Consider the following 24,491-nt stretch of genomic DNA (forward strand, 5'->3'; position numbering starts at 1 on the left):
AGTTGGTTTGGTCGGTTAAGCTACTGTGCTACTAACTTGTAAGAATTTTTTGATTGTTTTTAAGTAGGCTAGCTTGTCTTCTAGCATGGGAAAGTGAGCGGTTTTTGGTAGTTCTACATATTCAATCTTGTCGTTTAATGCTGCTGCTTGTTTACCCATGATGGCGGGAATGATAATATCTTTTTCTCCCGACACCATGAGGGTAGGTACTGTTAGTTTGGCAAATTCTTGAGGCATGATTTCTACTGCTTCTTTGCTAACGGAAGTATAGATTGTCCCTACGGCAGCTGCGTAATCAGCCAAAAGGAAATCTGCTAAAAATGCCAGGCGATCGCTTTTATCAATAGGACGATGTAAAAACCGCGCCATAAACATTCTGTCGGCAAAGGGAAATTTCAAAAACCAATTGTAGCGAAACTTGACTACATAACCACCAAATTTATGGAAGGCGGCAAAAGCTAAAGCATCGTATTCAAATATACCGTTACAGGTAAGAATTGCCTGCTGTACTTTTTCGGGATAGCGGTTGAGGAAAAATGTGGCAATTGAGGCTCCCATGGAATGAGCATTTAGATAGACTCGATTGAGGTTTAAGACATCCAACAGCATAGCTAAGTCATCGGCATAATCTTCCATCTTATAGCCCAAATTGGGGGCATCCTGAGGTAAAACAGAACGACCAAAGCCACGGAGATCATAGAGTAGACAATCAAAGCCATCGGCGATCGCTTCTGCGGTGCTACGCCAATATTTTCCCGATCCTCCCCAACCATGTACAAACACCATGACTGGTTTATGAGCATTCTCTGAACGACGAATCCACTCGTAATAGTGATCTACCCCACGAACATTAACTGTAGGCATACTGATTGCAAATAAATTTGATTCCTACTATTAAGTTTATGCTGTAGAGAAATCTAGATCTTTAGTTGTTTCAATTGTTTTAAGATCTTTGTTAAATAATGCAACATGTCGTTATGCAATAGTGTTGGCAATTATTTGGCTAAATTTATCTAAAATTAAAAGTTTGGATGAACTATGATAAAGGGCGTAAATTAATTGATTGAGATAGGCAATGGATTACAAAAGTAAAATCATGACAGAAGTTGAGGCACTACCTGAATCTTTATTGCCTGAATTATTTACCTATGTCAAAACTCTTCAACCCAAAGTAGCAGCACCTACTAAATCAAAGCTAACGATTAAACCAAAATCTCAATCTTCTGTTGCTGAAAACACCATTATTATCTATACAGATGGTGCTTGTACGGGGAATCCTGGCAAAGGCGGATATGGTGCAGTAATTATTGATGGAGATCGCCGAGAAGAGCTTTCTGCTGGCTATAAATTGACTACTAACAACCGTATGGAAATGATGGGAGCGATCGCTGCTTTGGAATCGCTCAAATCTAATTCTAAAGTTAAGCTGCACAGTGATTCTAAATATATAGTTGATGCGATGGTCAAAGGTTGGGCAAAAAAGTGGCAGGCGAATGGCTGGCGGAGAAATAGTAAGGAAATGGCAAAAAACCCCGATCTTTGGCAAGAATTACTCGATCATTGCAAGATACATGATGTCGAGTTTGTCTGGGTTAAAGCTCACGCAGGTATCCCCGAAAATGAAAGATGCGACCGCCTAGCGGTAGCAGCAGCCCATGGTAGTAACTTAATTACAGATCGAGGATATGCTGGTTAAGATGGTTAACTTAATTTTTCTTTTAATTTAGCCAACTCTTCGCGATCGCGTTTTAATTCTTGTTCTAATTCTTGTAATTGCTCTCGACGGGTTTCAATTTCTAAGGCACGACGGTTTAATTCCAGATTTTGCGCCGTAATTTCTTGTCGCCACTTTTCTACTTTGTTTTGTTCGGTTTCAATAAACTGGGGATTGATGGCATTTTTGGTTAAATGCTGCTGTAAAATGCTTAAAATCCACTCCTTTGCATCTTGAATGCTAATTATTTGCTGCTCTTGTCCTATTTCTACTAAGACTAATACTCCCCCACAAAGAGAACTTTCTTTGGTTAAGAACAAAGTCTGGGAATTATCTACTGACCAAACATATTCTGATTCTTGACGAGCGAGTACTTGAAGCTGTATTTCTGCTGATTCTGGGTTAATCTCAACTTGAGCTAGGTATAACATTCCTTATCTTCACCGATCACTTATTAGTCAGACTCACACCAAGTAGCTTTACCAAACAGAATAATTTCTATCAGAACATTTCTATCAAAACAATGATAGACATAAAAAATTAATCTAGCCAACTACATTAATTTATCCAGCTAGATACATCAATAATACTTTCACTTGAGCCGATCTAAACGCTCTTGTAATATTTCTGCCTGTTTTTTAGCTTCGGCTAAATCATTCTGTGCGCCCTGAATTACGTCGGCTGGGGCTTTGTTGACAAAACCTGGATTATTCAAACGTCCAGTCAGAGATTTAATATCTTGTAGCACTTTATCTAGTTTTTTCTGCAACTTAGCCGCTAGTGCCGCCACATCAACTAAACCAGTCAAAGGAATTAATATTTGTACTGTCCCTGTGACCCCTGCAATTACCTGTCCTGGATCTTCCGTCAAACTTGAAATAATAATTAATTCCCCTACTTTAGCTATATCTTGAATATAGCTTTGGGTTGATTTAAGAATCTCAGCTTCGCGATCGCTTTCGGTTTGTAGAATTACTTTAATTTTTTCTCCTGGCTTAATTACCGACTCGGCGCGTAAATTGCGAATTGTACTGATAGTGTTAAACAACAAATCAAAGCTAGTTTCTAAGTCGAGATTAATTAAATCGCCCATAACTTCAGGATAAAGCTGGATTGCTAGAGTTTGCTGACCACCTGCACAAGTTAAAGTCTGCCAAATTTCTTCGGTAATATGAGGCATAAAAGGATGCAGCAGCTTGAGTATTCCATCGAGGACATAACCTAATGTTTGTTGGGCTACTTGACGAGATTGAGAGGTTTCATCCTGCCATAAACGAGTTTTAACAAGCTCAATATACCAATCGCAAAAATCATTCCAAATAAATTCATATAAACCTTTGGCTGCTTCACCCAAACTGTAAGATTCAATATTAGCTTTGGTTTGTTTAACAGTTTGATAGAAACGTGATAGCAACCATCTATCTACTAACTCCAAAGATTCAATGTCTGGCTGTCCTAATTCTTGAGGAGTTTTTTCCTTCAAATTCATCATCACAAACCGCGACGCATTCCACAGTTTGTTAGCAAAGTTGCGAGAAGTCTCTACCGAAGATGATTCTTGTTTCTTTCTATCGTAATCAAAGCTGATGTTTTGTCCTGCACCAACAACTTTAGTAATTAGAGTATAGCGCAAGGCATCCGCACCATATTTATCGATCATTAGAAGAGGATCGATACCGTTATTTTTCGACTTGGACATCTTTTGTCCATTTTCATCCAAGACCAAGCCGTGAATATAAACGTCTGCAAAGGGCATCTTGTCAGTGAAATGACCTGCCATCATGGTCATACGGGCGACCCAGAAAAAGATAATATCAAAACCTGTAACTAGAGTAGAAGTCGGATAATATTTCTCTAAGTCAGCCGTATTTTCAGGCCAACCCATAGTGGAAAAAGGCCACAGCCCAGAAGAAAACCAAGTATCTAGTACATCAGGATCTTGTTCTAGCTGAATGTTATCCCCGTATTGTTCTTTAGCTTTACTTTCCGCCTCTGCTTGATCGTAGGCAACAACAAAAGGCGTATTATCTTTGATTTCTCCCTCCGTTTCTGATATTACATACCAAGCAGGAATTTGATGCCCCCACCATAACTGACGGGAAATACACCAGTCTTTAAGTTTAACTAACCAGTCTCGATATACCTTTTTCCATCTATCGGGAACATAGTTAGGAGAATTCTCGTTATCCAAGCAACCTAAAGCTTTTTGCGCCAAGGGTTCAATTTTGACAAACCACTGGGTTGATAATAAAGGTTCTATGGGTACTTTACCGCGATCGCTAAAGGGAATGCTATGGCGATAGTCCTCAATCTTAACTAAATTACCTAACTCTTCTAGTTTCTTAACTACATTCTTACGGGCAACAAAGCGATCCTGTCCCTGAAACTCCCCTGCATTTTCATTGAGACTACCATCTTTATTCATGATGTTAATCATGGGCAGGTTATGGCGCTTACCCATCTCAAAATCATTCAGATCGTGGGCTGGAGTAACCTTGACGCATCCTGTCCCAAAATCCATCTCCACAAATTCATCCCCAACAATAGGAATCTCCCGCCCAACTATTGGTAGAGTAACAGTCTTACCAATATAAGCTTGATACCTTTGATCATTAGGATTAACCGCCACTCCCGTATCCCCTAACATTGTCTCAGGACGAGTTGTTGCTACCTCTAGATAACCACTACCATCAGTCAAAGGATAACGCAAGTGCCACAAATGCCCATCTACCTCTTGATTCTCCGCTTCCAAATCCGATACTGCCGAAAGGGACTCAGGACACCAGTTAACTAAATAATTCCCACGATAAATCAACCCTTCCTCGTAGAGTTTGACAAAAGCTGTCTTCACCGCCTGAGACAACCCCTCGTCCATGGTAAATCTTTCCCTTGTCCAGTCTGCCGATACCCCCAGACTCTTCAACTGATTGATAATCGTCGTGCCAGACTCTTCTTTCCAAGCCCAAGCCCGTTTTAAATACTCTTCCCGTCCCAAATCCTCACGGCTTTTACCTTCGGCTTTAATCTGCTTATCGACAATCGTACTCACCGCAATACTGGCGTGATCCGTCCCAGGCAACCATAGGGTATTCCGCCCAATCATGCGATGGTAGCGAATCAAAGTATCGATCAACGCACTCTCAAAAGCGTGTCCCATATGCAGACTCCCCGTAACATTCGGTGGGGGAATGACAATGCAATAGGGTTCACCAGGATGATTAGGATCGGCTTTAAATACTTCCTTTGACCCCCAGTATTGCTGCCACTTGGCTTCGGTTTGCTTAGGGTCGTATTGAGTCGAAAGATTGGTGTCAGTTGCGGTCATATGACTAGCAGAGAAGTAGGGTTTTCAGCAATTATTCATTGTATATTCATTGCCGTTACTCTTGCTAATTGATTATTTATTGCTATTAAGTGTCTGAATATTATGGGATTTAGTGAAATGCTTTGCTTGCACCGTAGACAGCTAGACCTCCTATTGTTCCTAAAGCAGTTAAACCCAAAGATCCAATTCCTAAAGCACTTCCAGAAGCAGCTATCCCCACACCGCCAATGGTACTATAGGTTAATGCGCCAGCCATTGCACCACCAGCAACAGGAATAAATACAAATTTATCAAAACTCTGTTTATTAGGTTGGGAATTATATGAATTTGCCCAAGTAGATAGAGCCTTGTTGTACATTTCTCGGTCATGATCTGTAATTTTCATCCATTCGTTGTTGGAAATTATCCGTTTAAATTCTTGCTCTATATAATTTTCTTTGATTTTTTCAATTTCAGGATTAAAACATTGAACTTTCTTCCATATTTCTTCTGCATTAATTATTAATTCATAGTATTTATACTGAAATAACATCATCAAAGAGTCACGAGCAGCTTCTTGTAAAAAACCAATCTTTACTTCTTTTGATTCATTTGTTAAAGAGTTGATAACTAATACTTGATCAACGGATTTTAATTGCAACTTTATGCTTAAACACATAGCTAATAATAAATAAACATACTTATAATAGTAGTTTTAAAAGTTACTGGACGTGGTGATCGAAATTACAATGTAATTTTAGATGATCGAGAAAATAAAAAGAGCGATCGCACTACAAATAAATAGGCGATTGCTAATTAAATTAAGTGCTAATTATGACGATAATCACTGATCCTAATTAGTCAATAGATTATGTTTGTGTTAGTTGCAAATTAATTTTTATATATTGCATTATGACTAACCATGAACAAATCTGAGGCTATTAATTTATTAAATAATGAAGGATGGACCAAAGAAGATGCTAAAAGAGCTTTGTTAGAAGTTGATTTTAGTAATGATCCAGATGAGCTTACTATTCGTAAACTTGTTTCATTTTTTGCAGGAAAAGAATTGCTAAATCGTCAACGTCTTCAAGCAGCACAAAAAGCTTTAGTAACCAAAAAGGATAAAGAAATTGAGAAGTACAAGAGAGAAATTCGAGGAGAATCCGAAATAAGTGATGAAGCAAAACTAAAAAAACTTTTAGCAGACAATGATCGGCTGCAAAAAATAAATGCAGAGCTTAAAAAAGACAATAAAAGATTAAAAAATATTGTCGACTTAATAAAACTTAGGATAGCTCAACAAACCAAGGAAATTTTACAATACGAAGATAGTGAAATACGAAAAGCAGTAATTAAATTTTTTCATTCAACTCTTGGATAAAGAACATAACATGACTAAAATAAGATTTCAGGGAATGAATTATCGTCAGATACAACATTCTAATTCAGAAAATAAAAGCAAACTAGATCAAGAAAATCAAATATGGTTAAAAGTAAACAAATATAAAAATGTCGGCTGGACTAAGGTTATTGAACTTTTTCGAAAATTAGAAGAATTGCAAGATCGAGAAAAAATCAAAGATTGGTCTTTAGAAGAACTGTTTTTAGAATCAGATAGAGTTGGCAATAAATATCTTACTAATCAAGAAATCAATGATTTTAACTATAGATTAGCCAGAGAAGTCAATCAAATATCAGAAATTATAGATTTGCAATTTCCCGATTCAACAATAGAAATAATTAACTACAACAAGTAACCTTTATTTTAAATAATATAAAAATCATGAATTTAGAGAATAAAGAATTAAAAGAATTATTTAAGTTAGCAAATAAAATTGGTAAAAAAAGATACCATAAGTTAACTGAAGAAGATTTTGAAAATTATCGTGCCTATGATTATTGGCGTTATATAAATGGAGACGGTGAATGTGGAACTACTCAAGAAAGCAAAGATTGGGTAAAAAATAATTCTGATTGGTTTTGCTCAATATGTGGTGATAATTATTTTGATAGGGGAGGTAGGACAATCGATCATAAATTACCCAGATCTCAATATCCTTGGCTGTCTATTAATTTTGAAAATTTATGGGTTATTTGCCAATATTGCAATCAAGAAAAAGGTGAAAAACACTGGTACGAATATGAGCATCATATATTCATGAATTATCCAGACCTTTATCTCGGAGTTAAACTAGCTCGTCCTACTAAATTACTTCAATCTTTGTGTAAAGAAATTAGTTATTAGACATATTCTCCACCCTCTAGACTATAAAGATCAGGTTCATTATGATGGGTTTAGTATAAGTGCGATCGCCTATCTATTCGTAGGACGATCGTTTTGAGTCTATGAGTAATGATCCATCTGGGAAAGTGACATAAGAGAGATAATTATTTTTGTTATTCCAGCGATCGCCAATATTAACAATTGAGAACCTATATCATGTTGTATACCAATCAGTGCTGAGAGAGTTAATTGCTGAGACGATCAAACAGGACTTACTTTTGCTTTATGGAGTAATTTATCTCCTTGTTTGTACCCTACATAACGTACTTTGACCAATTCTCCTGGTTGAGCAATACCCTTCATCAACTGGTGATTTTGCGGATCGTAGGCTAATTCTTCCCCGACAGTGGCAATAGTTGATACGTTCCAGTGCTTAATTAATTGTTCTATTGGTTCTACCAAAGAAAGTAGTCTAGTGGCTGGCAATTGAGGATTTTGACGTACGGCAGTAGCAGCGGTGGGCCATTGCAACAGCCAAGATTCAATGGTTTCTAAGCTGTCTTGTTGAAACTCTACCTGCAACGCTTGCTGTAGCTGAGTCATTTCTTGCTGTAATTTTTGATATTCTTGCCGACAGGCAGTCAAAGCATCACGATCTTGAGAAGATGTTGCAGACTGATTGCCAACTGGGTGTTGTTCAACAAAGGTTTTGAGTAAACTATCTACTGATACATTTAAGGCTTGAGCAATCTGAGCGATCGCGCCAACAGAAATATTAAGAATTAGACCCTGCTGAATTCTCATTAACTGTAGTCGAGCTACCTTTGCCACCTGACTAAGCTCATTAATGTCGGTGATGCCTGCTTGATGCATCAAATTCTGTAGTCGCTCTTTATTAGTTTGAGATGGATCTTGATTCATTTTCTTTTAAAACATTGACAAAGCAAGTAATGATTTTATCGTTGTCGATTTGAGCGCACAATTTAGCTGTAATACAGCAATAAATATTGATCGAACTGATAGTATTATCTAATTTTCGGGAACTATTAAAAGGAATACCGATCAAAATGATCATAAATCGCAATACTGAGTTTTGATTATTTATTAGCTAAAGCACTGATAAAAATGTCTATAGTTTACTCTTTCTTACTTGGGTCACAGCTCACTCTCAAATTACGCTCAGTTTTATTAACAAGAGGTTGGTAATGACGACTGCCAAAAATGAAATTAGTCAGGCTCGGACTCATATTCAACACTTTACAGCCACTCAACAAATTAAATTCTTTGAATCTCTTAAAGAAAATCGATTTAGCGGTCAGCTAATTATCTGCGATCAGCAAGACCATACTTGGATAATCTATCTTTATTTGGGTCGTATTGTCTATGCTAGCGGAGGAGTTCATCCTGTTAGACGATGGCGTAGACATTTTACTGCCTATTGTCCCGAAAGACTAAATAAAATTGAAGAATTACAGTCATCTTTAACTAACATTTCTCAAGAAGAATTACGCATTTCTTGGGAATATCAATTGTTGTCGACTTGGATCGATCAAAACAAAATTACTCGTGAACAGGCTACTAAAATTATTCGCGCTACGGTAATTGAGGTGCTGTTTGATGTCACCCAAGCGATCGAAGTGTATTGTGAATTAGTCCCAGATAATTTATTAACCACCAGGCTAATCTTAATTGATGCGGAACAGATGATTATTGAGTCGAACAAGCTCTATTCTGCCTGGCGAAATGCTAAAGTTGCCGATCGCTCTCCCGATTTAGCTCCCATTATCCATCATCCTCAAGCCCTTAAAACTAAAACTTCCCCGCAAGTTTATCAAAACCTCAGTCAACTTTTAGACGGCAAACAAACTTTAAGAGATTTGAGCGTACGCCTGAGGCGAGATCTGATCACCGTGACGCGCTCTCTTTTGCCCTATGTGCAGATGGGTTTGGTACAGCTTGTGGCAGTAAACGATCTTGACCCTCCTGTGTCAACTCCTTTTGCCCAAAAACTGTTTCAAAACAAAGCTTATCGGCGATTGACGATCGCCTGTATTGACGATAGCCCGATTATCTGTCAAACGATGGAAAGCATTATTCAGACTACGGGATATAACTTTGTCAGTGAAACTGACGGTTTGAGAGCGATCGCTGTTTTACTCAATCGTAAACCAGACCTGATTTTTTTAGATTTGGTGATGCCTAATACCAACGGGTACGAAATCTGTTCTCAATTGCGTAGGCTTTCTTTCTTTAAACAAACGCCGATTGTGATTCTCACAGGCAACGACGGCATTGTCGATCGAGTTCGCGCCAAAATAGTTGGCGCAACTGATTTTTTGGGTAAACCAGCCAAACCTGAACAGGTATTAAGCACAATTGATAAGTACGTAGTACACCCAAAATAAACTTGATCGACTTTTCAATTGATTTAATTATTTAGAAAAAATTTACAGGTTATGTTAACTGTTTTAAACAAACTTTCAAACTGATGGTTCTTTTATTGTTTGAGAGGGGAACTATAAATCTTGTCAGTCTGATCAAAAAGCATTTTCCCAAAACCATGGCTAAAAAATTACGTCGCGTTTTTCGTACTGAAGTTTCGTACCAAAAAGCCGATTTGTGTACAGCTAAGAACAATCACAAATTGAGGTGACTTTTGTTATGGGGTACACTCTGGTTGTTGATGATTCTGCTACCGAAAGAGCGATTATTACAGGTTGTTTGCAGGGAGTTGGCATTAATGTCTCTGTTGCTGTAAGTGGAGAAGAAGCACTGGCGAAAATTCAGCAAGATTTTCCCGATCTAATTATCTTAGATGTGGTTTTGCCAGGACGCAGTGGTTTTGAAATCTGTCGTGAGTTAAAGGGTTCAGATCATACTAATAAAATTCCGATTATTCTTTGTTCAACTAAGGCAACAGAAATAGATAAATTTTGGGGGATGAAGCAAGGAGCAGATGCCTATATTCTTAAGCCGATCAATCAGCAGGAATTCGTCGGTAAAGTCAAGGAATTGATTGCTTAAAGTAATTAAACAATGTTTCAGGTGTACTCTAATGTCTAATCTACGCACCCAACCCAGCTCATCTAATGCAAATATGCCAAACATTAGCGGCAAAACATTACAGTATCTCAAGTTTCAACTCGATCCTGATACCAAAGCCATGCTGCCGATTCAGCAGGTAACGGAGGTTCTCAAAATACAGTTAGCGCAAATTATGCCAATTCCCCAAATGCCTGCCTGGGTTATGGGAGTTTATAACTGGCGAGGAGATATTTTGTGGATGCTTGATTTAAGACAATTACTGGGCCTAGGTTGTTGGTATCAGCAGCAACAAGATCGCGTCTTATCTACAGCAATTGTTCTTTCTCCTGAGAGAGAAAATAACGGCCAGAAGATTGACTTAGGCTTAGTCGTAGCAGGGGTAGATGATTTAGAAACCTGCGATCCTGCTTCAATTCAAGCTGTCTTCGATCCGCAGATGAATCCGCGATTACATAGCTTTTTACAAGGATATTGGCTGCAATCTTCAGACGAAATGGTTTTAGCTCTTGATGGACAGGCGATCGCCTCTGCCATGCCCACTCCTAATTAACTAATTAACTTACTATCTATCTTAAGTTTCTATGAATAATCTACCCCAGTTACCCCAAACAAAAAAACCAGCACAGATTATGGATTCTTCTCTCTCCCCATCATCTTGGCAACGGCGAATATACGATCTTCCCCTCAATCGTAAGATCAATTTAATTCCTTGGTTGAGTTGTGGCGGACTAGCTTTGGTTTTAGGGGTGGGAGGATTAATTCTGCAAGGAACTCTCCAGCATCGCTTAATTAAGCAAACTGAATCTCGACTCGATCTTAAGAGTAAGGTAATTCTTTTATCTCCAACCCCACTTGGCACTAATTTATCAGCTTTAGCAAAAACCATAACTGCCGTCACCGAAGAACAAGATTACAGTGCTGTTTACTTACTTCAAGCCGATGGTACAGTGACTCTGGCCTCATCTTCAGCCCAAATTGGCGGAACAACCAGCACCAACCTGGCTTTACCAGATCAGCAGATTCTAGAGCAGGCAATCAACAGCCAGGGAAAAGTTCACCAGACGACGACTATAAAAGGACATAAGTACGTCCTAGCAGCTCAAGTTATTAATGACAGCAAGGGTAATCCTGTAGGAGTTTTGGTACACGGGACTTTGGTGCAGTCTCTTAATCATATTCTCCAAAGTAGTTTGCTAGCTCAGTCCCTGCTATCTTTGATTATGTTGATTTTTATTATCTATCTAAATCACCTGTTAAAACAGGCGATCGCTAAACCAATTCAAAGTCTACAAACAGTTGCTCAGGATTTTTCTCGGGGTAATTTGCGGGTGAGAGCGAAGATTTATGCTCAAGATGAAGTCGGTATGTTGAGCAGCACTTTTAATGCCCTGGCAGATTCGATTGAACTCAATGAAGCTCGTCTTAAACAAGATGCCGAAAGTTCTCGTCTTTTGCAGGGAATTATCTACAGTCTTACCCAGGCAAGCAACGCTCCAGAAGCCTGGCAAACGGCAGTCGCCAGCAGTCGCCAAGTGCTGCAAGCCGATCGCGTGATTTATCAAGGTTTTGATCTACATGGGCGGGGTAAGGTTGTTGCCGAAGCAGTTAAAGAGGGCTTTCCTCAAATTTTAGGAACAGAAATTAATGATCCTGTTGCCGAAAAAGATGCCAAAACATATCAACAGGGACAGGTGAAAGCGATCGCCAATATTTACCAGGAAAAATTAGATGATTACCATCTCAAAATGCTAGAACCATTAGCGGTAGTGGCTTGTCTCATTACCCCTGTAGTTACAGCCAATAGATTAGCGGGTTTATTAATTGCCCATCATTGTAGTGCTAGAACTTGGGACTCAGGTGAAATTAGCTTATTGACTCGGATTGCGGAACAGGTTGGCAGAACAGTTGAGAAAATAGAACTCCTTGAACAGCAGCAGCAGGCACAGCAGCAGGAAAGAGCTGCTAAGGAAAATCTCCAGCGACGAGCCTTGGAGTTATTGATGGAGGTAGATCCTGTCAGTCAGGGGGATTTAACTGTACAGGTAAAGGTGCAGTCAGATGAAATTGGCACTATTGGCGATTCCTACAACGCGACGATTGAAAGTTTACGTCAGCTAGTATCTCAGGTGAAAACTGCTGCGCTGCAAGTTTCTATTACTACCAGTGATAAAGATCGTTCGATTCAGGAATTATCTATTGGCGCATCGGCACAGACTACGGAAATTAATGCTGCTTTAAAGCGAATTCAGGGGATTACCAACTCAATTCAGGCGGTAGCTCATAATGCCAAGACAGCGGAAGCAGCCATGCTTAAAGCGACCCAAACCGTCAAGGCAGGGGATGAGGCGATGAATCAAACCGTAGCAGGTTTCCAAGAAATACGCGATACTGTAGCCGCCACAGCCAAAAAAGTTAAACGTCTAGGAGAATCATCTCAAAAGATTTCTAAAGTAGTCAACGTCATTAGTAACTTTGCCGATCAGACAAATCTGCTCGCTCTTAATGCTTCGATTGAGGCTGCTCATGCAGGGGAAGAGGGCAGAGGGTTTGCGGTAGTTGCCGAGGAAGTACGATCGCTAGCTCGTCAATCGGCGGAGGCAACGGCAGAAATTGAGGCTTTAGTGGCAGAAATTCAGTTAGAAACTAAGGAAGTAGTGGCAGCCATGGAGGCGGGGACAGAGCAGGTAGTGGCGGGAACAAAACTGGTAGATAAAACTCGTGTTTCCCTAATTCAAATTGCGGATGTGAGTCAAGAGATTAATCAGCTAGTGGCAGAAATTGCCGCAGCTACCGTAGAACAGTCTCAGGATTCGGCAGTAGTGACTAAGACTATGTTAGACGTTGCTGAAATTTCCAATCAGACGGCTACAGAAGCGATCGCTGTCTCAGCATCGTTCCAAGATCTGTTGATTGTGGCTCAGCAGCTAGAAAATAGTGTAGCTAAATTCAAAGTCAGCTAACTAAATTATTGAAACCTAATTTATTCATAATTTGATTGAGATTACTATGAATTTTGCTCATAATCGTGACCAAGAACAAACTCCTGACTATCTGATTCAAGATGATGCTGATGTAACTCCAGGATCGTGGTGGCAGCAAAGTCTACGCTTGAAAATGACGGTATTAGCGATCGCCATAAGTACCATACCTACCTTTGTAGTTGGTTCAGCGGCATATTATTTTGCTGTCGATTCCGTTGCCCAACAGATAATTAACTTGAAAAAAATTGCTCCAGCCCAAGGCGGAGAATTGCCTAAGCTTAACTCGCAGGGGATTTTAGCTACAGACGCAGACGCAGACACGACTAATCTTGATGCTCCTCAAAGAAAATTTAGGTTACTGTTGGCGCTAGGTTCAGCACTGGTGGCAGTGGGCATAGGGGCGATCGCCTCTGCTCTGGCAAATCGATGGTTGCGCCCAATTCTCCAAGCGACTCAAGCCGTAGAACAAATGGCTCAGGGCAAGTATACGACTCGATTAGCCATTGCGGGAACTGATGAAATTGCTCACTTTAGTCGCCAGCTCAATCGTCTGGCGGTTTATTTAACAAATTTTGTGGAGTTTCAAAGCAGACTGACTCAACAATCAGTAAGTATCAAAGATATCACTCTGAAATTAACTCGTGCTAAAGATTGGGTAGAAATTTTAACGGCGGTGGTGCAGGGAAGTTATCAAACTTTTAAAGCAGAACGAGTTGTTTACTATCAATTTGATGCCCAAGCGGCGATTAGACCCCATCCAGGCTCTACCATGCCTTCAGCGATCGCTGTAGCCGAATGTGTGGCTCAGGGTAGTCGAGCAATTCAAAATAGTAATTTGAGTGCTGAACTAGTAGAGGAATATTTAGCTCAAGCATATTTGCCCCAGATCGAAGTAATCAACGATCTGGGTCAAGCCAGTTTAAACCCAGCTAAACAAGAGTATCTAGAATCTTTAGGCGTAAAATCTTGTTTAATTGCCCCTGTCATGATTGAGAATCAATTAAATGGATTATTAATGGTTCATCAATCAGCTCATCTTGTTCCCTGGATGAATGAAGAAATAGAGTTTCTCATCCAAATTGCCAGCCAAATCGGTTTTGCTATTACTCGGTTAGAACTTTTAGAACAGCAAAAGCTAGCTGAGATTCGTGAGAAGTCGGCAAAAGAAGCAATTCAGGCTAGAGCTTTAAGTCTGCTACAGGAAGTCGAGGAGGTTTCTCAAGGTGATTTAACTATTCGCGCCAGGGTAACAGAAGATGAAATTGGCACGATCGCCGATTCTTATAATTCGACCATCGAAAGTTTACAAAGGTTAGTCAATCAGACTAAAGCAGCAGCAACAGAAGTACAGCTCAATACTTCTGCTAATGATCTGGCAGTTCAATCTTTAGCTCAGGAAACGATCGCCCAAGCTACTTCAATTTCCCAAATACTAGAGCAGGTAAGAGAGATGGAAACATCAATTGGTCTGGTAGCAAATCAGGCGGATCGGGCAGAAACCTTTGCTCAGCAGGCAGCTATCACCATTGCTCGTGAAGACCAGGCTATGAGTCTTACTGTTGCCGAAATCAAAGCGGTGCAGCAGACTGTTACGCAAACTGCGACCAAAGCAGAAAAACTAGGGGAATCTTCCCAGGAAATTTCCCAGGCGGTTAATCTAATTGGTCGTTTTGCAGCTCAAACCCATCTTTTGGCACTTAAAGCTGCTATTGAAGCAGCACGAGCAGGAGAAGAGGGGAAGGGTTTTGCCGTAATTGCCGATGAGGTTAGATCTCTGGCTACTCAGTCGGCAGAAGCAACCGCCGAAATTGAAACCTTAGTCAGCAAGATTCAACTAGAAACTGCCGAAGTAGTTAAAGCGATGCATAAGGGAGCAGCACAAATTGCTTCGGGGAATGAACTGGTAGAGCAAACTCGTCAGAGCTTAAATCAGGTAAATCAAGTAAGTAGCGAAATTAGCAAGTTGGTCAGCTCAATCACCCAGGCTACCCAGCAACAGTCCAGTACTTCTACTCAGGTAAGTCAAACGATTGTTGAGGTAGCAGCGATCGCCGAACATAATTCCCACTCGGCAACTCAAGTATTTAATTCAGTTCGAGAACTATCGGCGATCGCCGAAAAACTTCAGTCTCATATTGCGAAATTCAAAACCTAGTCTTGTCTACTTAATATAATTGTCAATCTAGATCTAAACCATGTCACTCAACCCCGATATTCGCGATCGAGCGTATCAATTTTTTGTCGAAGAAGCCCAAGAACTTTTACAGATTTTGGAAACAGGCTTGCTTGAACTACGCCAAGACCACAGTATACCGAAGGTACACGAATTGATGAGGGCTGCTCACTCCATCAAAGGTGGTGCTGCTAGCGTCGAATTGGGGGCAATTGAATTGTTGGCGCATCGGTTAGAAGATTTTTTCAAGGCTCTTTATAGCGATCAGGTTGATTTTGATCTGGAGTTAGAAAGTTTATTGCTTCAAGGTTACGACTGTTTATCTCACCCTCTACTCGAACAAATTAAGGTAGGCTCTTTTGACGAGGAAGCTGCTCTACTCAAAGCCGAACCAGTATTTGCTGCTCTAGAAGTTCGTTTAGCTGAAGCTCTCAAAAATGCTGATAACTATCTTCCTAGCTCTAATGATTTGGGAGTGGATATTGTTGCTTCCATTTTTGAAGTGGACATAGTTCAAGCTTTAGATCATTTGCAGTCAGTTCTGCTCGCTCCTAGTAATTATGAACCAGCAGTAGAATTAAAGAATACCCTCGAAATGTTGGCGGGTTTTGCCGAGTTGTTTAACCTTTCAGGCTTTGGCGATATTGTCCAAACTGCTCAAGCAGCCTTACAGCTAAATCCCCAAGCAGCATTAGCTATTATCCAAGTCACCCTGACCGACTGTACCCTTGCTACCGAACAGGTATTAGCAGGCGATCGCCAACGAGGTGGCACAGTTTCTCTGGCTTTGATTGAATTAGCTCAAAACAAAGTTACTAAAGTTGCTGAAGCTGATTTTAGGGATCAGCAAACAGTATTGGCTCAAGACCATTTTGAGTCCACTGTACCTGTAACTGATGAAATTTTAGACCCTGAGCGCTGGTCAGATCTTGCCGACAATGAAGCTTTAGCCGAGGATATTTTTGGTACTATTACTGATGCTGATGAGTTACCGCTGGAAACGGATACCGCACCTGAAGCAGCAGGTGATGCTCTAAGTCAGATTTTTGACCTGGCAGCTAATCAAATAGCTACTGAGACCAATAATGTTGGTGAAGCCGAAGAAAATTCTGCCGACTTCCACAGCATATGGTCAAGGGTGGACGAGCAACCCAGTGTCGATGATAATTTTAGTCAAATTTTTGACCCAGCAACCGAACAAATACCCACTGAGACCAATAATGTTCTGACCAACCAGGAATTATCATCTGATCTTGCTGCAAATCAAGCTTTAGCTGAAATTTTTGGTACTACTGCTGATGAATTTGATGAATTTAGTGAGATGGCGATCGCGAAATCTGAATCAGTCGTCGATCCTCAGCAAATTTCCGACCGTCAAGCCGAATCTGAAATAAGCGCAGCTATCGAATCAATTGCCAATATTTTTGACCATCTTCCCCGTGCCGAGGCTGATTCGTTAATTCCAGCAGAATCAGCACCTACATTTGCAGCTCAAGACTCAACTGGAGGCAAAAAAACTGCTCAAAACGCCGCTGCTAAACTTTCAGTACGGGTCGATCTCGATCGCCTAGAACGCATGAATAATTTAGTGGGAGAATTAACCATCAATCGTAATAGTCTGGCTTTGCAAAACGAACAGCTACAGGAAAATGTCTCTGAACTAGAGCAAAAGTGTTGGCGTTTTCGAGAAGTTACCAAACAGCTACGATCGATATCAGACCAAATGTTGTTAGAAGCACGCTCTCGTATCCCTAGCACTCTCCAAGATCATCCCACTTTAGATCACGATGCTGATACTGAGTTTGATGTCTTGGAACTCGATAGCTATAATCTGCTCAACTCCGCTTTACAAGAAGTGTTAGAAGAAATGGTGCAGCTTGAGGAAAGCGTAGAAGATATTACAATTTTTGCCCAGCAGTCGGATCGGACGATCAATAGTCAACGTCAAATGTTGGGACAGATGCGGGATGAGTTGATGTGGGTGAGAATGTTACCCCTAGAGCAAATTTTGCAGCGTTTTCCGCGTATCCTCCGAGATTTATCTAGCAAATATCATAAAGCTGTTGACCTGAAGTTGAAAGGGACTGGAGTATTAGTTGATAAAGCAGTTTTGGAAAAGCTGTCCGATCCTCTACTCCATCTGGTGCGCAATGCTTTCGACCACGGCATTGAAGATCCCCAGATTAGAACCCATCAAGGAAAGTCTGCCACTGGAACAATAGAAATACAGGCATATTATCAGGGTAATCAAACCGTGATTGAGGTGAAAGATGATGGTCAGGGTTTGGATTTAGCCAAAATTACCCAAAAAGGAATTGAACGGAGTTTGATTTCGCCTCAAGAAGCTGCCTCTGCAACCCAAGAAAGACTATTTGAGCTAATTTTTGAACCAGGATTTTCAACTGCAAGTCAGGTTAGTGAACTTTCTGGTCGAGGAGTGGGGATGAATATTGTGCGATCGCAAGTTGAAACTCTCAAGGGGAAGATTGGCGTAACTTCTCTTCCTGGCAGTGGATCTACTTTTACTCTCCGTCTTCCCTTAACTCTAACTATTGCCAAACTATTAATTTGCTCCCTGGGCTTGACAGCCTTTGCTATTCCTGCAGACAGTATTGAAGAGATTATCATTCCCACCGCCGAACAAATCAAACTAGCTAACGGACAGCAGTTTCTCTTCCTTAAGGGTAAGCTGATTCCAATTTATGCTCTGCCAGAAATTTTATCTTACAACTGTCCCATCCCCGATACTGATTCTAATAGTAAAACGTTTAAAACGATCGCTCCTCCTGAAGATTGGGCTGCACCCTTGCTTTTGCTGCGACGAGGACAACAATTATTTGCCTTAGAAGTTGTTAGCCTCTTGAGTGAACAAGAATTAGTGATTAAACCCTACGGCAAGGCGATCGCTCCTCCCAGCTATAGTTATGGCTGTACAATCCTCAGCGATGGCAGTCTCATTCCCGCCTTTGACGGTTCTGCCTTAATTGGGATGATTTTGGGCGAAGAACAACACCCGATTATCACTTCAAGCTATACTCCAGCAGTAATAGCAGCTCAATCAGTTCAGATTGATCCTGCTGCTCCTAGTATGATCGCCACAGCAGCTACAGATCAGCTGACCACTGTTAAAACCATCATGATTGTGGATGACTCTACTGCCTTAAGACGTACCATGGCTTTGACTTTAGAAAAAGAAGGCTATCGGGTAGTGCAGAAAAAAGATGGTAAGGAAGCGCTCAACGGTTTCAAACAGCATCCTGAGATTGATTTAATTATCTGTGATGTAGAAATGCCTGTGATGAATGGTTTTGAGTTTTTGGGGATGCGTCGTCGAGATTCGACTCTGGCACAAGTTCCCACTTTTATGTTGACTTCTCGTAGTGGAGCAAAACATCGCAATTTAGCCAAACAATTAGGGGCTGACGGTTACTTTACCAAGCCCTATGTAGAACAAGACTTTATTCAAGAAGTAAAAAAAATCTTAGAGGGGAAGAAACATTCGGAGAATAAACAGAATAAGACCCAAGCGATCGCTATTAAAACTAAAACTATCTTGATTGTTGATGATTCTTCTGCTTTGCGTAGCACCCTAGCTTCAAGTCTAGAGCAAAAAGGTTACCGAGTATTACAGGGTCGAGATGGTGCGGAAGGATTAAACCAACTCCGCAGTAATTTGCAAACTGATTTGGTGATTTGTGATCTTGAAATGCCTAACGTCAACGGCTTTGAGTTTCTGACCCTACGCCGTCAAGAATCCCAGTTATGTCAAGTACCTGTAGTGATGCTGACTTCGCGCGGAACTGAAAAACATCGAAATTTAGCAGCAAGTTTAGGGGCATCAGGATTCTTTACCAAGCCCTATATTGAGGACAAGTTTATCTCAGAAATTGAACAATACCTGCGCTCATAGTTTAAGTAGTTGTACAAAATAAATTTTTTAGTAGTCAAATTCAAATTATGAGTAATTTAATCGTTGATTCGAGTTTGAACACCGCTGTTCAAAGCAACAGGTCAATTAAGCTGTTAGTATTTGAGATAGGTAAACTAACCCTAGCTTTACCAATACTGCAAGTGCAGAAAGTAGTTAAGCAAATTGAGGTTTATGGTAGTGGCTTGAGCCATGTTAATCTAGCTCATTTTCCTGAACAAGAAATTGCTATAGTCGATCTGCATCAAAAGTTGTTTGGCATTAGCCTAACTCAGTCTGAATCCTCAGGCTATGTGATTATTAGTAAAAATATTGCCGATGAACCCCTGGGAATTGCTGTGTCCCAAGCACCAACTCTGATGGATGTCTCTTTAGAGCAGATTCGTTTACTACCTGATACTTATCGTCGCGCGGATACCTTAGAAATTGCTAGCCACGTTACAGTAATTTCTCAAAAAGATGCTGTCAAAACAATTTTTATTTTAGATTTGACTCGTCTTGTATAGTTAAGAATAGATAGAGAATGCAGATTATTGATGATAAAAATTAGCTATGGTATTAGTCAGCCAGAAGCTCGAACACGCATTAAAAGAATGGGCGATCGCCGTTGAGGCTTTGAGTAAGGGAGAGACAATTGTGCTGTTGCGTAAAGGTGGCATTCGTGAGGCAGGTTTTCAAGTTCAGCAACCTTTGGTCTGGCTCTATCCAACTTATGAACACCAACACCCCCATCTACTTAAGGCAGAATATGCTGCTAAAGTAACTCCAGTAGAGTCTGGGTGGCATCCACAGACAGTGAGCATTCAAAGCTGCGCCGAAATTACCGATGTGGTGCCAATAACCAATCAAGAGCAGATTACAGCATTGCAACCATATCATATTTGGCATCAACAGATGATTGGCGATCGCCTTAAATGGCAGCCTCAAAGACCATTACTGGTGCTGTTATTAAAAGTCTATCGTTTGCCGACACCCACAAGTATTCCTTATAACGATGCCTATAGTGGGTGCAAATCGTGGATTGACTTAATTGAGCCTATTGCTACAGATCTCCTGAATCCTGTCATGAGTGATGATCGATATACAACCCAGGTAAAAACAATCAAAACTTTAATTTCGGCTAATTCTGATGATAAATAGTCAACTTTTAGATTAACCTTGAAAATAAATCGGGTTATTGAGCCTGATTTGAGATTAAGAAAACTTTATTGATTTTTGTCTGTAATAATTGTGATTAGGGAATCAACCCCGCATCAATAAATAATATGAAATTCTTTTCTCACAGGCTAGGTATTTATATAGGTATATTTGGTATTGGCACTAGCTTAGGCTTTTGGGGCAATTACCATGCCCAACGCTCAACACCAGTACAGCAGGCTAAAGTATCCACCGCAGCAAGTCCGCTTCCCTCTAGTACTTCTATAAATAGCGATCGCAATGTTAACTTTATTGCGACTGCGGTACAAAAAGTGAGTCCTGCCGTAGTGAGAATTGATGCCTCTCGTCATATTTCTACTGCTTTACCTGGAAATCTAAACAATCCGTTGCGACGTTTTTTCGACAATCAAGAGGGGCAAAACTCGCAGAATCAGCCAGATCGAATTGAACGGGGAACTGGTTCAGGCTTTATTATTGCCTCAGATGGTCGTCTAATTACTAATGCTCACGTAGTCAATGGTGCCGAAAGAGTTCAGGTCACCCTCAAAGATGGTACTAGTTATCAAGGCAAAGTTTTAGGAACAGATTCTTTTACCGATTTAGCGGCGATTAAAATTGAAGCAAAAGATCTTCCCATTGTTAACTTCGGCAATGCTGAAAATTTGACTCCTGGAGAATGGGCGATCGCGATCGGTAATCCTTTAGGGTTGGACAATACCGTCACAGTAGGTATTATTAGCGCCCTAGATCGCTCTAGTTCTCAAGTTGGAGTTCCTGATAAGCGGGTCAGATTTATTCAAACGGATGCAGCGATCAATCCTGGTAATTCAGGCGGACCATTGCTTAACTCTCAAGGAGAGGTCATTGGCATCAACACAGCGATCCGTGCTGATGCGGAGGGGTTAGGCTTTGCCATCCCTATTGAGACAGCCCAAAGAATTGCTAACCAGCTATTTACTAAAGGACAGGCAGACCATCCCTACTTGGGAGTGCAGATGATTAATCTCAACCAAGAAACTAAAGCGGAAATTAATTCTACCCAGGAATTTGACTTTAAAATTGCTCAGTCTGAGGGAGTTTTGGTGGTCAAAGTGATTCCTGGTTCTCCTGCTGCTAAAAGTGGCTTTCAGCCAGGAGATGTCATTAGTCAGATCGGCAATTTAGGCGTGACAACTTCTCTTCAAGTACAGGAACAGGTGGATGCAAGTGAAATTGGGGCAGAATTGCAAGTAAAAATTATTAGAGATGGTCAAGCTAAAACTCTTAAAGTGAAGCCTGGTACTTTTCCTCAAGCTCAAAAGGATGGGTAAATTAAGCGTCAAAATATAGCCAAGAGCATAAAAGTAATTGGAACTAGTGCGACGGTTGTTTATGATTAGCAAAGGAAACCTATTTCATCGATTGGCAATCAGCTAATTTACAAAAACACCGTGGTTCTTTTTCAGCAGACAAGATTAACGTGATCGAAGCAGATGTTCATTCTTCCCTGCGCGATTTTTTGCGCCAGCATGGGAATCGAAATTTTCCTCATCATCTGACGATGGCGCGCCTTATTTCCCGCGCTTTACGTTTGGGTCGTCCTGCCTTAATGCAGACAGGCAGTAGTGTTAGTAAATACTGTTTGAGCTATCTTACGCCCATCTTATTAGGAGACTGGTCAGTAATTGTCATTGCGCCAAAAGCTACTCAACAATATCTGCTAGAGACGGAAATTCCTAAACTACAGCAATGGCTGGGGAACAATAAAAAAGTACGTAGTGGCGATCGCTGGCAATTGGGCGATCAACTGTTACTTACTTCCCCTCAAAGCTGGTTGAGCGATCGCTTAGGATCTCAAGATAAGTTTCCCGCGAATATTCCTACCATTATCGATCGCGCTGATAATTTGGAAGAATGGACTCGACAGTTGTTAACCATCAGCATTACTGTAGGAGATTGGGATACCTTACTACAGTCTACGCCCCAGGCTCAAGAGTTGATTCGTAATACGAGAATCAAGCTCACCAAATCAATTTTTGCTCGTCCTGAAAATCCCTATCGTAACTATGTCTTGCTCGCCTCAGAATTAGAGTTAATCAACCGCCTCTGCGAAACCTTAAATCAGCAACAGATATTAACAGGTAAATTTGGTCAGTTCTGGCAACAGCAGGCTGATAAGTCCAATGTATCTTGGATTGCTCGGGATCGCGATCGGGGTTCGCTAACGATTAATCTTGCCCCAGCCAGAGTCAGTAAACAACTTAGCTCCATTTGGCAACAGCAGCCTGTAGTAGTCATTGGCAGCTTTTTGGATGCCGAAGCAGAGGCAACGACGTATCGTCAAAGAGTTGGCTTAAATTTCGAGATTCTGACCCTTAAATTTACTCCTAATCGACAAAACAATCATATTCAACTTTATTTGCCCGATCGCTTTCCTATGCCCAATTCTCGCGATTTTCGGCAATCATTTTTAGCTGAGAGTTTGCTGCTAGTAGGACTCAGCAGCAGCATCGGAGGTCTAATCGTCGTCATTGCTGATGATGTACCTCTTCAAGGACAAGTTGGTTCAGTCTTGGCAGGGGAATTTGGCTCTAGGGTTAAGGTAGAAAAAACTAAGGTGCAAAAAGATAATATTTTGATCTGTGGTTGGTCATTTTGGAATCAACATCAAGAATTTTTACCAATTCCCAGGCTGCTGATTATTGCCACTTTACCAATTCCCTCTCTAGAGAATCCACTCGTAGCTAATTTAGTTAAGTATTACAAAGATCAGCGTCAAGACTGGTTTAGGCTATATTTGTTGCCTGCTGCCTTAAAAACTCTAGAACAGACTACTGTTCCCCTCAGAGAATCGCAAAGTATTGTTGCTCTTTTAGATAATCGGGTTAATTTCCGCAGCTACGGCAAAACTATCTTATCTGCTCTCGAACCCTGCGCTCGGATTAATTATATCGACCCCACCTGGTTTGGTTATCCTGATTCTTAAGAGAAGCGCTACTAGTTTGTTAAATATTAATTGATGGGTTGGGATTAGGTAGTAGGTAGTCCTAAAGGACAAAGGCTTGCCCTAAAGGGTACCGCTGCGCATAAGCCGTATGTAGCTTCGCAAATAGGTAGTAGGTAAAAAACTCATTACTCATTACTCCAAGCTTGCTCACCCATCATTGATAAATTGGCAAAGCACTACTAGCCTCTACGAGTTTTCCTGCGGGAAAACAGAATCGGGATTAATGCGCCTAAAATAATGCCGAGCGCACTACAAAGAGCTAATAACACGCCAACGGGAAAAGTAATTGACTCGAAGGTGAGAAACTTAAGGGACACATCCTGAATATTTTGGATTGAGAAAATGGCGATCGCCACTACCAAAATCGCGAGAATTAGTGAGCTTAATAAACTGGTAAAAGATTTCATAATTAAAATAATAGCAATTGCTTTAGAGCAATCTCCAAATTGGGAAAAGCCAAAGGCGAAATTGCCCCTTTGGTATATTCTGTGATTTTTGTATAGTTATTGTTTTGAGGAGAGGTATGAACAATTAGTTTTTTATTGACTAAATCGATCACCCAATACTCCACGATGCCGTTACGGGCGTAGATAGTAACTTTTTCGGTTAAATCCTTGCTCAGAGTTTTATTTGATATTTCGATCAGCCAGTAGATATCTTGGGGATAAGGATGATGTTGTGCGTAGATAGTTTTGGGTAATCTGACTATTGCTATATCTGGTTCAGGCTCAGAATTATCGAGGGTAATAGGATGAGATTCGCGGATTTTTGCTAATCCTTGCAATTTTTCTCTTAGCAATTGTGCTACATCGTCGTTAGTGTAGCTGTGTTCTTCTCTTTCAGGACTCATCTCAACTATCTCACCATTTAATAATTCAACAGATTTACCTGCTAACAGTCCAGATTCAATTATTAAATGATATTCTTCAACCGACCATTTATAAGGGGTTATTGTCATAGCTCAAACGTCACTTA

Annotated in this window: 21 protein-coding genes; 14 read left to right on the top strand and 7 right to left on the bottom strand. The window is 40.6% G+C overall.

The features are described 5' to 3' along the window. Positions 1–15 precede the first annotated feature (15 nt). Positions 16–864: an alpha/beta fold hydrolase gene (locus C7B62_RS07160; protein ID WP_106234092.1), complete on the bottom strand. Its 849-nt coding sequence runs from the start codon at positions 862–864 to the stop codon at positions 16–18. 337 nt (positions 865–1,201) lie between these two features. Between C7B62_RS07160 and rnhA the strand changes: the two genes are divergently transcribed. Further along, positions 1,202–1,696, top strand: a complete 495-nt coding sequence (gene rnhA, locus C7B62_RS07165) for a ribonuclease HI (protein ID WP_370303831.1) — start codon at positions 1,202–1,204, stop codon at positions 1,694–1,696. A gap of 5 nt (positions 1,697–1,701) precedes the next feature. On the opposite strand, the gene C7B62_RS07170 is transcribed toward rnhA, so the two are convergent. From C7B62_RS07170 to C7B62_RS07180, 3 genes are all read right to left on the bottom strand, one after another. Next, on the bottom strand, positions 1,702–2,145 hold the full coding sequence (locus C7B62_RS07170; RefSeq protein ID WP_106234096.1) for a hypothetical protein: 444 nt from the start codon (positions 2,143–2,145) through the stop codon (positions 1,702–1,704). 161 nt (positions 2,146–2,306) lie between these two features. Beyond that, positions 2,307–5,039: a valine--tRNA ligase gene (locus C7B62_RS07175; protein WP_106234099.1), complete on the bottom strand. Its 2,733-nt coding sequence runs from the start codon at positions 5,037–5,039 to the stop codon at positions 2,307–2,309. A gap of 109 nt (positions 5,040–5,148) precedes the next feature. Further along, positions 5,149–5,679 carry a hypothetical protein gene (locus tag C7B62_RS07180; RefSeq protein WP_146132061.1) on the bottom strand — a complete coding sequence of 177 codons (531 nt, stop codon included), beginning with the start codon at positions 5,677–5,679 and terminating at the stop codon, positions 5,149–5,151. 261 nt (positions 5,680–5,940) lie between these two features. On the opposite strand from C7B62_RS07180, the gene C7B62_RS07185 reads away from it, so the two are divergent. Genes C7B62_RS07185 through C7B62_RS07195 form a run of 3 tightly spaced genes read left to right on the top strand, consistent with a single transcriptional unit; the run spans position 5,941 to position 7,266 of the window. After that, a complete protein-coding gene (locus C7B62_RS07185; RefSeq protein ID WP_106234104.1) occupies positions 5,941–6,402 on the top strand; it encodes a hypothetical protein in 462 nt (153 codons plus the stop codon). Continuing rightward, on the top strand, positions 6,395–6,778 hold the full coding sequence (locus tag C7B62_RS07190; protein WP_199194091.1) for a hypothetical protein: 384 nt from the start codon (positions 6,395–6,397) through the stop codon (positions 6,776–6,778). Before C7B62_RS07185 ends, C7B62_RS07190 begins: the two co-directional genes overlap by 8 nt. Before the next feature lie 26 nt (positions 6,779–6,804). Beyond that, complete coding sequence (locus tag C7B62_RS07195; RefSeq protein ID WP_106234109.1) at positions 6,805–7,266, top strand: HNH endonuclease; 462 nt, start codon at positions 6,805–6,807, stop codon at positions 7,264–7,266. Positions 7,267–7,506: 240 nt separating this feature from the next. On the opposite strand, the gene C7B62_RS07200 is transcribed toward C7B62_RS07195, so the two are convergent. Next, positions 7,507–8,166, bottom strand: coding sequence for a helix-turn-helix transcriptional regulator (locus C7B62_RS07200; protein ID WP_106234112.1), 660 nt, complete (start codon positions 8,164–8,166; stop codon positions 7,507–7,509). A gap of 284 nt (positions 8,167–8,450) precedes the next feature. Here C7B62_RS07200 and C7B62_RS07210 point away from each other — a divergent pair, with 284 nt between their 5' ends. The 10 genes from C7B62_RS07210 to C7B62_RS07255 all read left to right on the top strand — a co-directional run bounded on the left by C7B62_RS07210 (position 8,451) and on the right by C7B62_RS07255 (position 23,495). Beyond that, on the top strand, positions 8,451–9,650 hold the full coding sequence (locus tag C7B62_RS07210) for a response regulator (RefSeq protein ID WP_106234117.1): 1,200 nt from the start codon (positions 8,451–8,453) through the stop codon (positions 9,648–9,650). 256 nt (positions 9,651–9,906) lie between these two features. Further along, entirely contained in the window at positions 9,907–10,269 is a 363-nt protein-coding gene (locus C7B62_RS07215; protein ID WP_106234119.1) for a response regulator transcription factor, read from the top strand. 31 nt (positions 10,270–10,300) lie between these two features. Then, entirely contained in the window at positions 10,301–10,840 is a 540-nt protein-coding gene (locus C7B62_RS07220) for a chemotaxis protein CheW (protein ID WP_199194092.1), read from the top strand. A 31-nt stretch (positions 10,841–10,871) separates the two neighbouring features. Next, positions 10,872–13,250 (top strand): methyl-accepting chemotaxis protein, encoded by a 2,379-nt coding sequence (locus tag C7B62_RS07225; RefSeq protein WP_106234122.1) that lies wholly within the window; start codon positions 10,872–10,874, stop codon positions 13,248–13,250. 46 nt (positions 13,251–13,296) lie between these two features. Then, the gene (locus C7B62_RS07230) at positions 13,297–15,426 is read left to right on the top strand and encodes a methyl-accepting chemotaxis protein (RefSeq protein ID WP_106234124.1); all 2,130 of its coding nucleotides are present in this window, start codon (positions 13,297–13,299) and stop codon (positions 15,424–15,426) included. Positions 15,427–15,466: 40 nt separating this feature from the next. Beyond that, the gene (locus C7B62_RS07235; protein ID WP_106234127.1) at positions 15,467–19,354 is read left to right on the top strand and encodes a hybrid sensor histidine kinase/response regulator; all 3,888 of its coding nucleotides are present in this window, start codon (positions 15,467–15,469) and stop codon (positions 19,352–19,354) included. Between the two features lie 47 nt (positions 19,355–19,401). Continuing rightward, on the top strand, positions 19,402–19,878 hold the full coding sequence (locus C7B62_RS07240; RefSeq protein WP_106234129.1) for a chemotaxis protein CheW: 477 nt from the start codon (positions 19,402–19,404) through the stop codon (positions 19,876–19,878). Between the two features lie 46 nt (positions 19,879–19,924). Further along, positions 19,925–20,512, top strand: coding sequence for a DUF1802 family protein (locus C7B62_RS07245; RefSeq protein ID WP_106234132.1), 588 nt, complete (start codon positions 19,925–19,927; stop codon positions 20,510–20,512). Between the two features lie 125 nt (positions 20,513–20,637). Then, the gene (locus C7B62_RS07250) at positions 20,638–21,840 is read left to right on the top strand and encodes an HhoA/HhoB/HtrA family serine endopeptidase (protein WP_106234134.1); all 1,203 of its coding nucleotides are present in this window, start codon (positions 20,638–20,640) and stop codon (positions 21,838–21,840) included. A gap of 149 nt (positions 21,841–21,989) precedes the next feature. Beyond that, positions 21,990–23,495 (top strand): helicase C-terminal domain-containing protein, encoded by a 1,506-nt coding sequence (locus C7B62_RS07255; RefSeq protein WP_199194093.1) that lies wholly within the window; start codon positions 21,990–21,992, stop codon positions 23,493–23,495. A 200-nt stretch (positions 23,496–23,695) separates the two neighbouring features. On the opposite strand, the gene C7B62_RS07260 is transcribed toward C7B62_RS07255, so the two are convergent. Beyond that, positions 23,696–23,923, bottom strand: coding sequence for a lipopolysaccharide assembly protein LapA domain-containing protein (locus C7B62_RS07260; protein ID WP_106234139.1), 228 nt, complete (start codon positions 23,921–23,923; stop codon positions 23,696–23,698). Between the two features lie 2 nt (positions 23,924–23,925). After that, positions 23,926–24,474: a Uma2 family endonuclease gene (locus tag C7B62_RS07265; RefSeq protein WP_106234141.1), complete on the bottom strand. Its 549-nt coding sequence runs from the start codon at positions 24,472–24,474 to the stop codon at positions 23,926–23,928. Positions 24,475–24,491: the final 17 nt, after the last annotated feature.

The sequence above is a fragment of the Pleurocapsa sp. CCALA 161 genome (genome assembly GCF_003003995.1).
GTDB lineage: Bacteria > Cyanobacteriota > Cyanobacteriia > Cyanobacteriales > Xenococcaceae > Waterburya.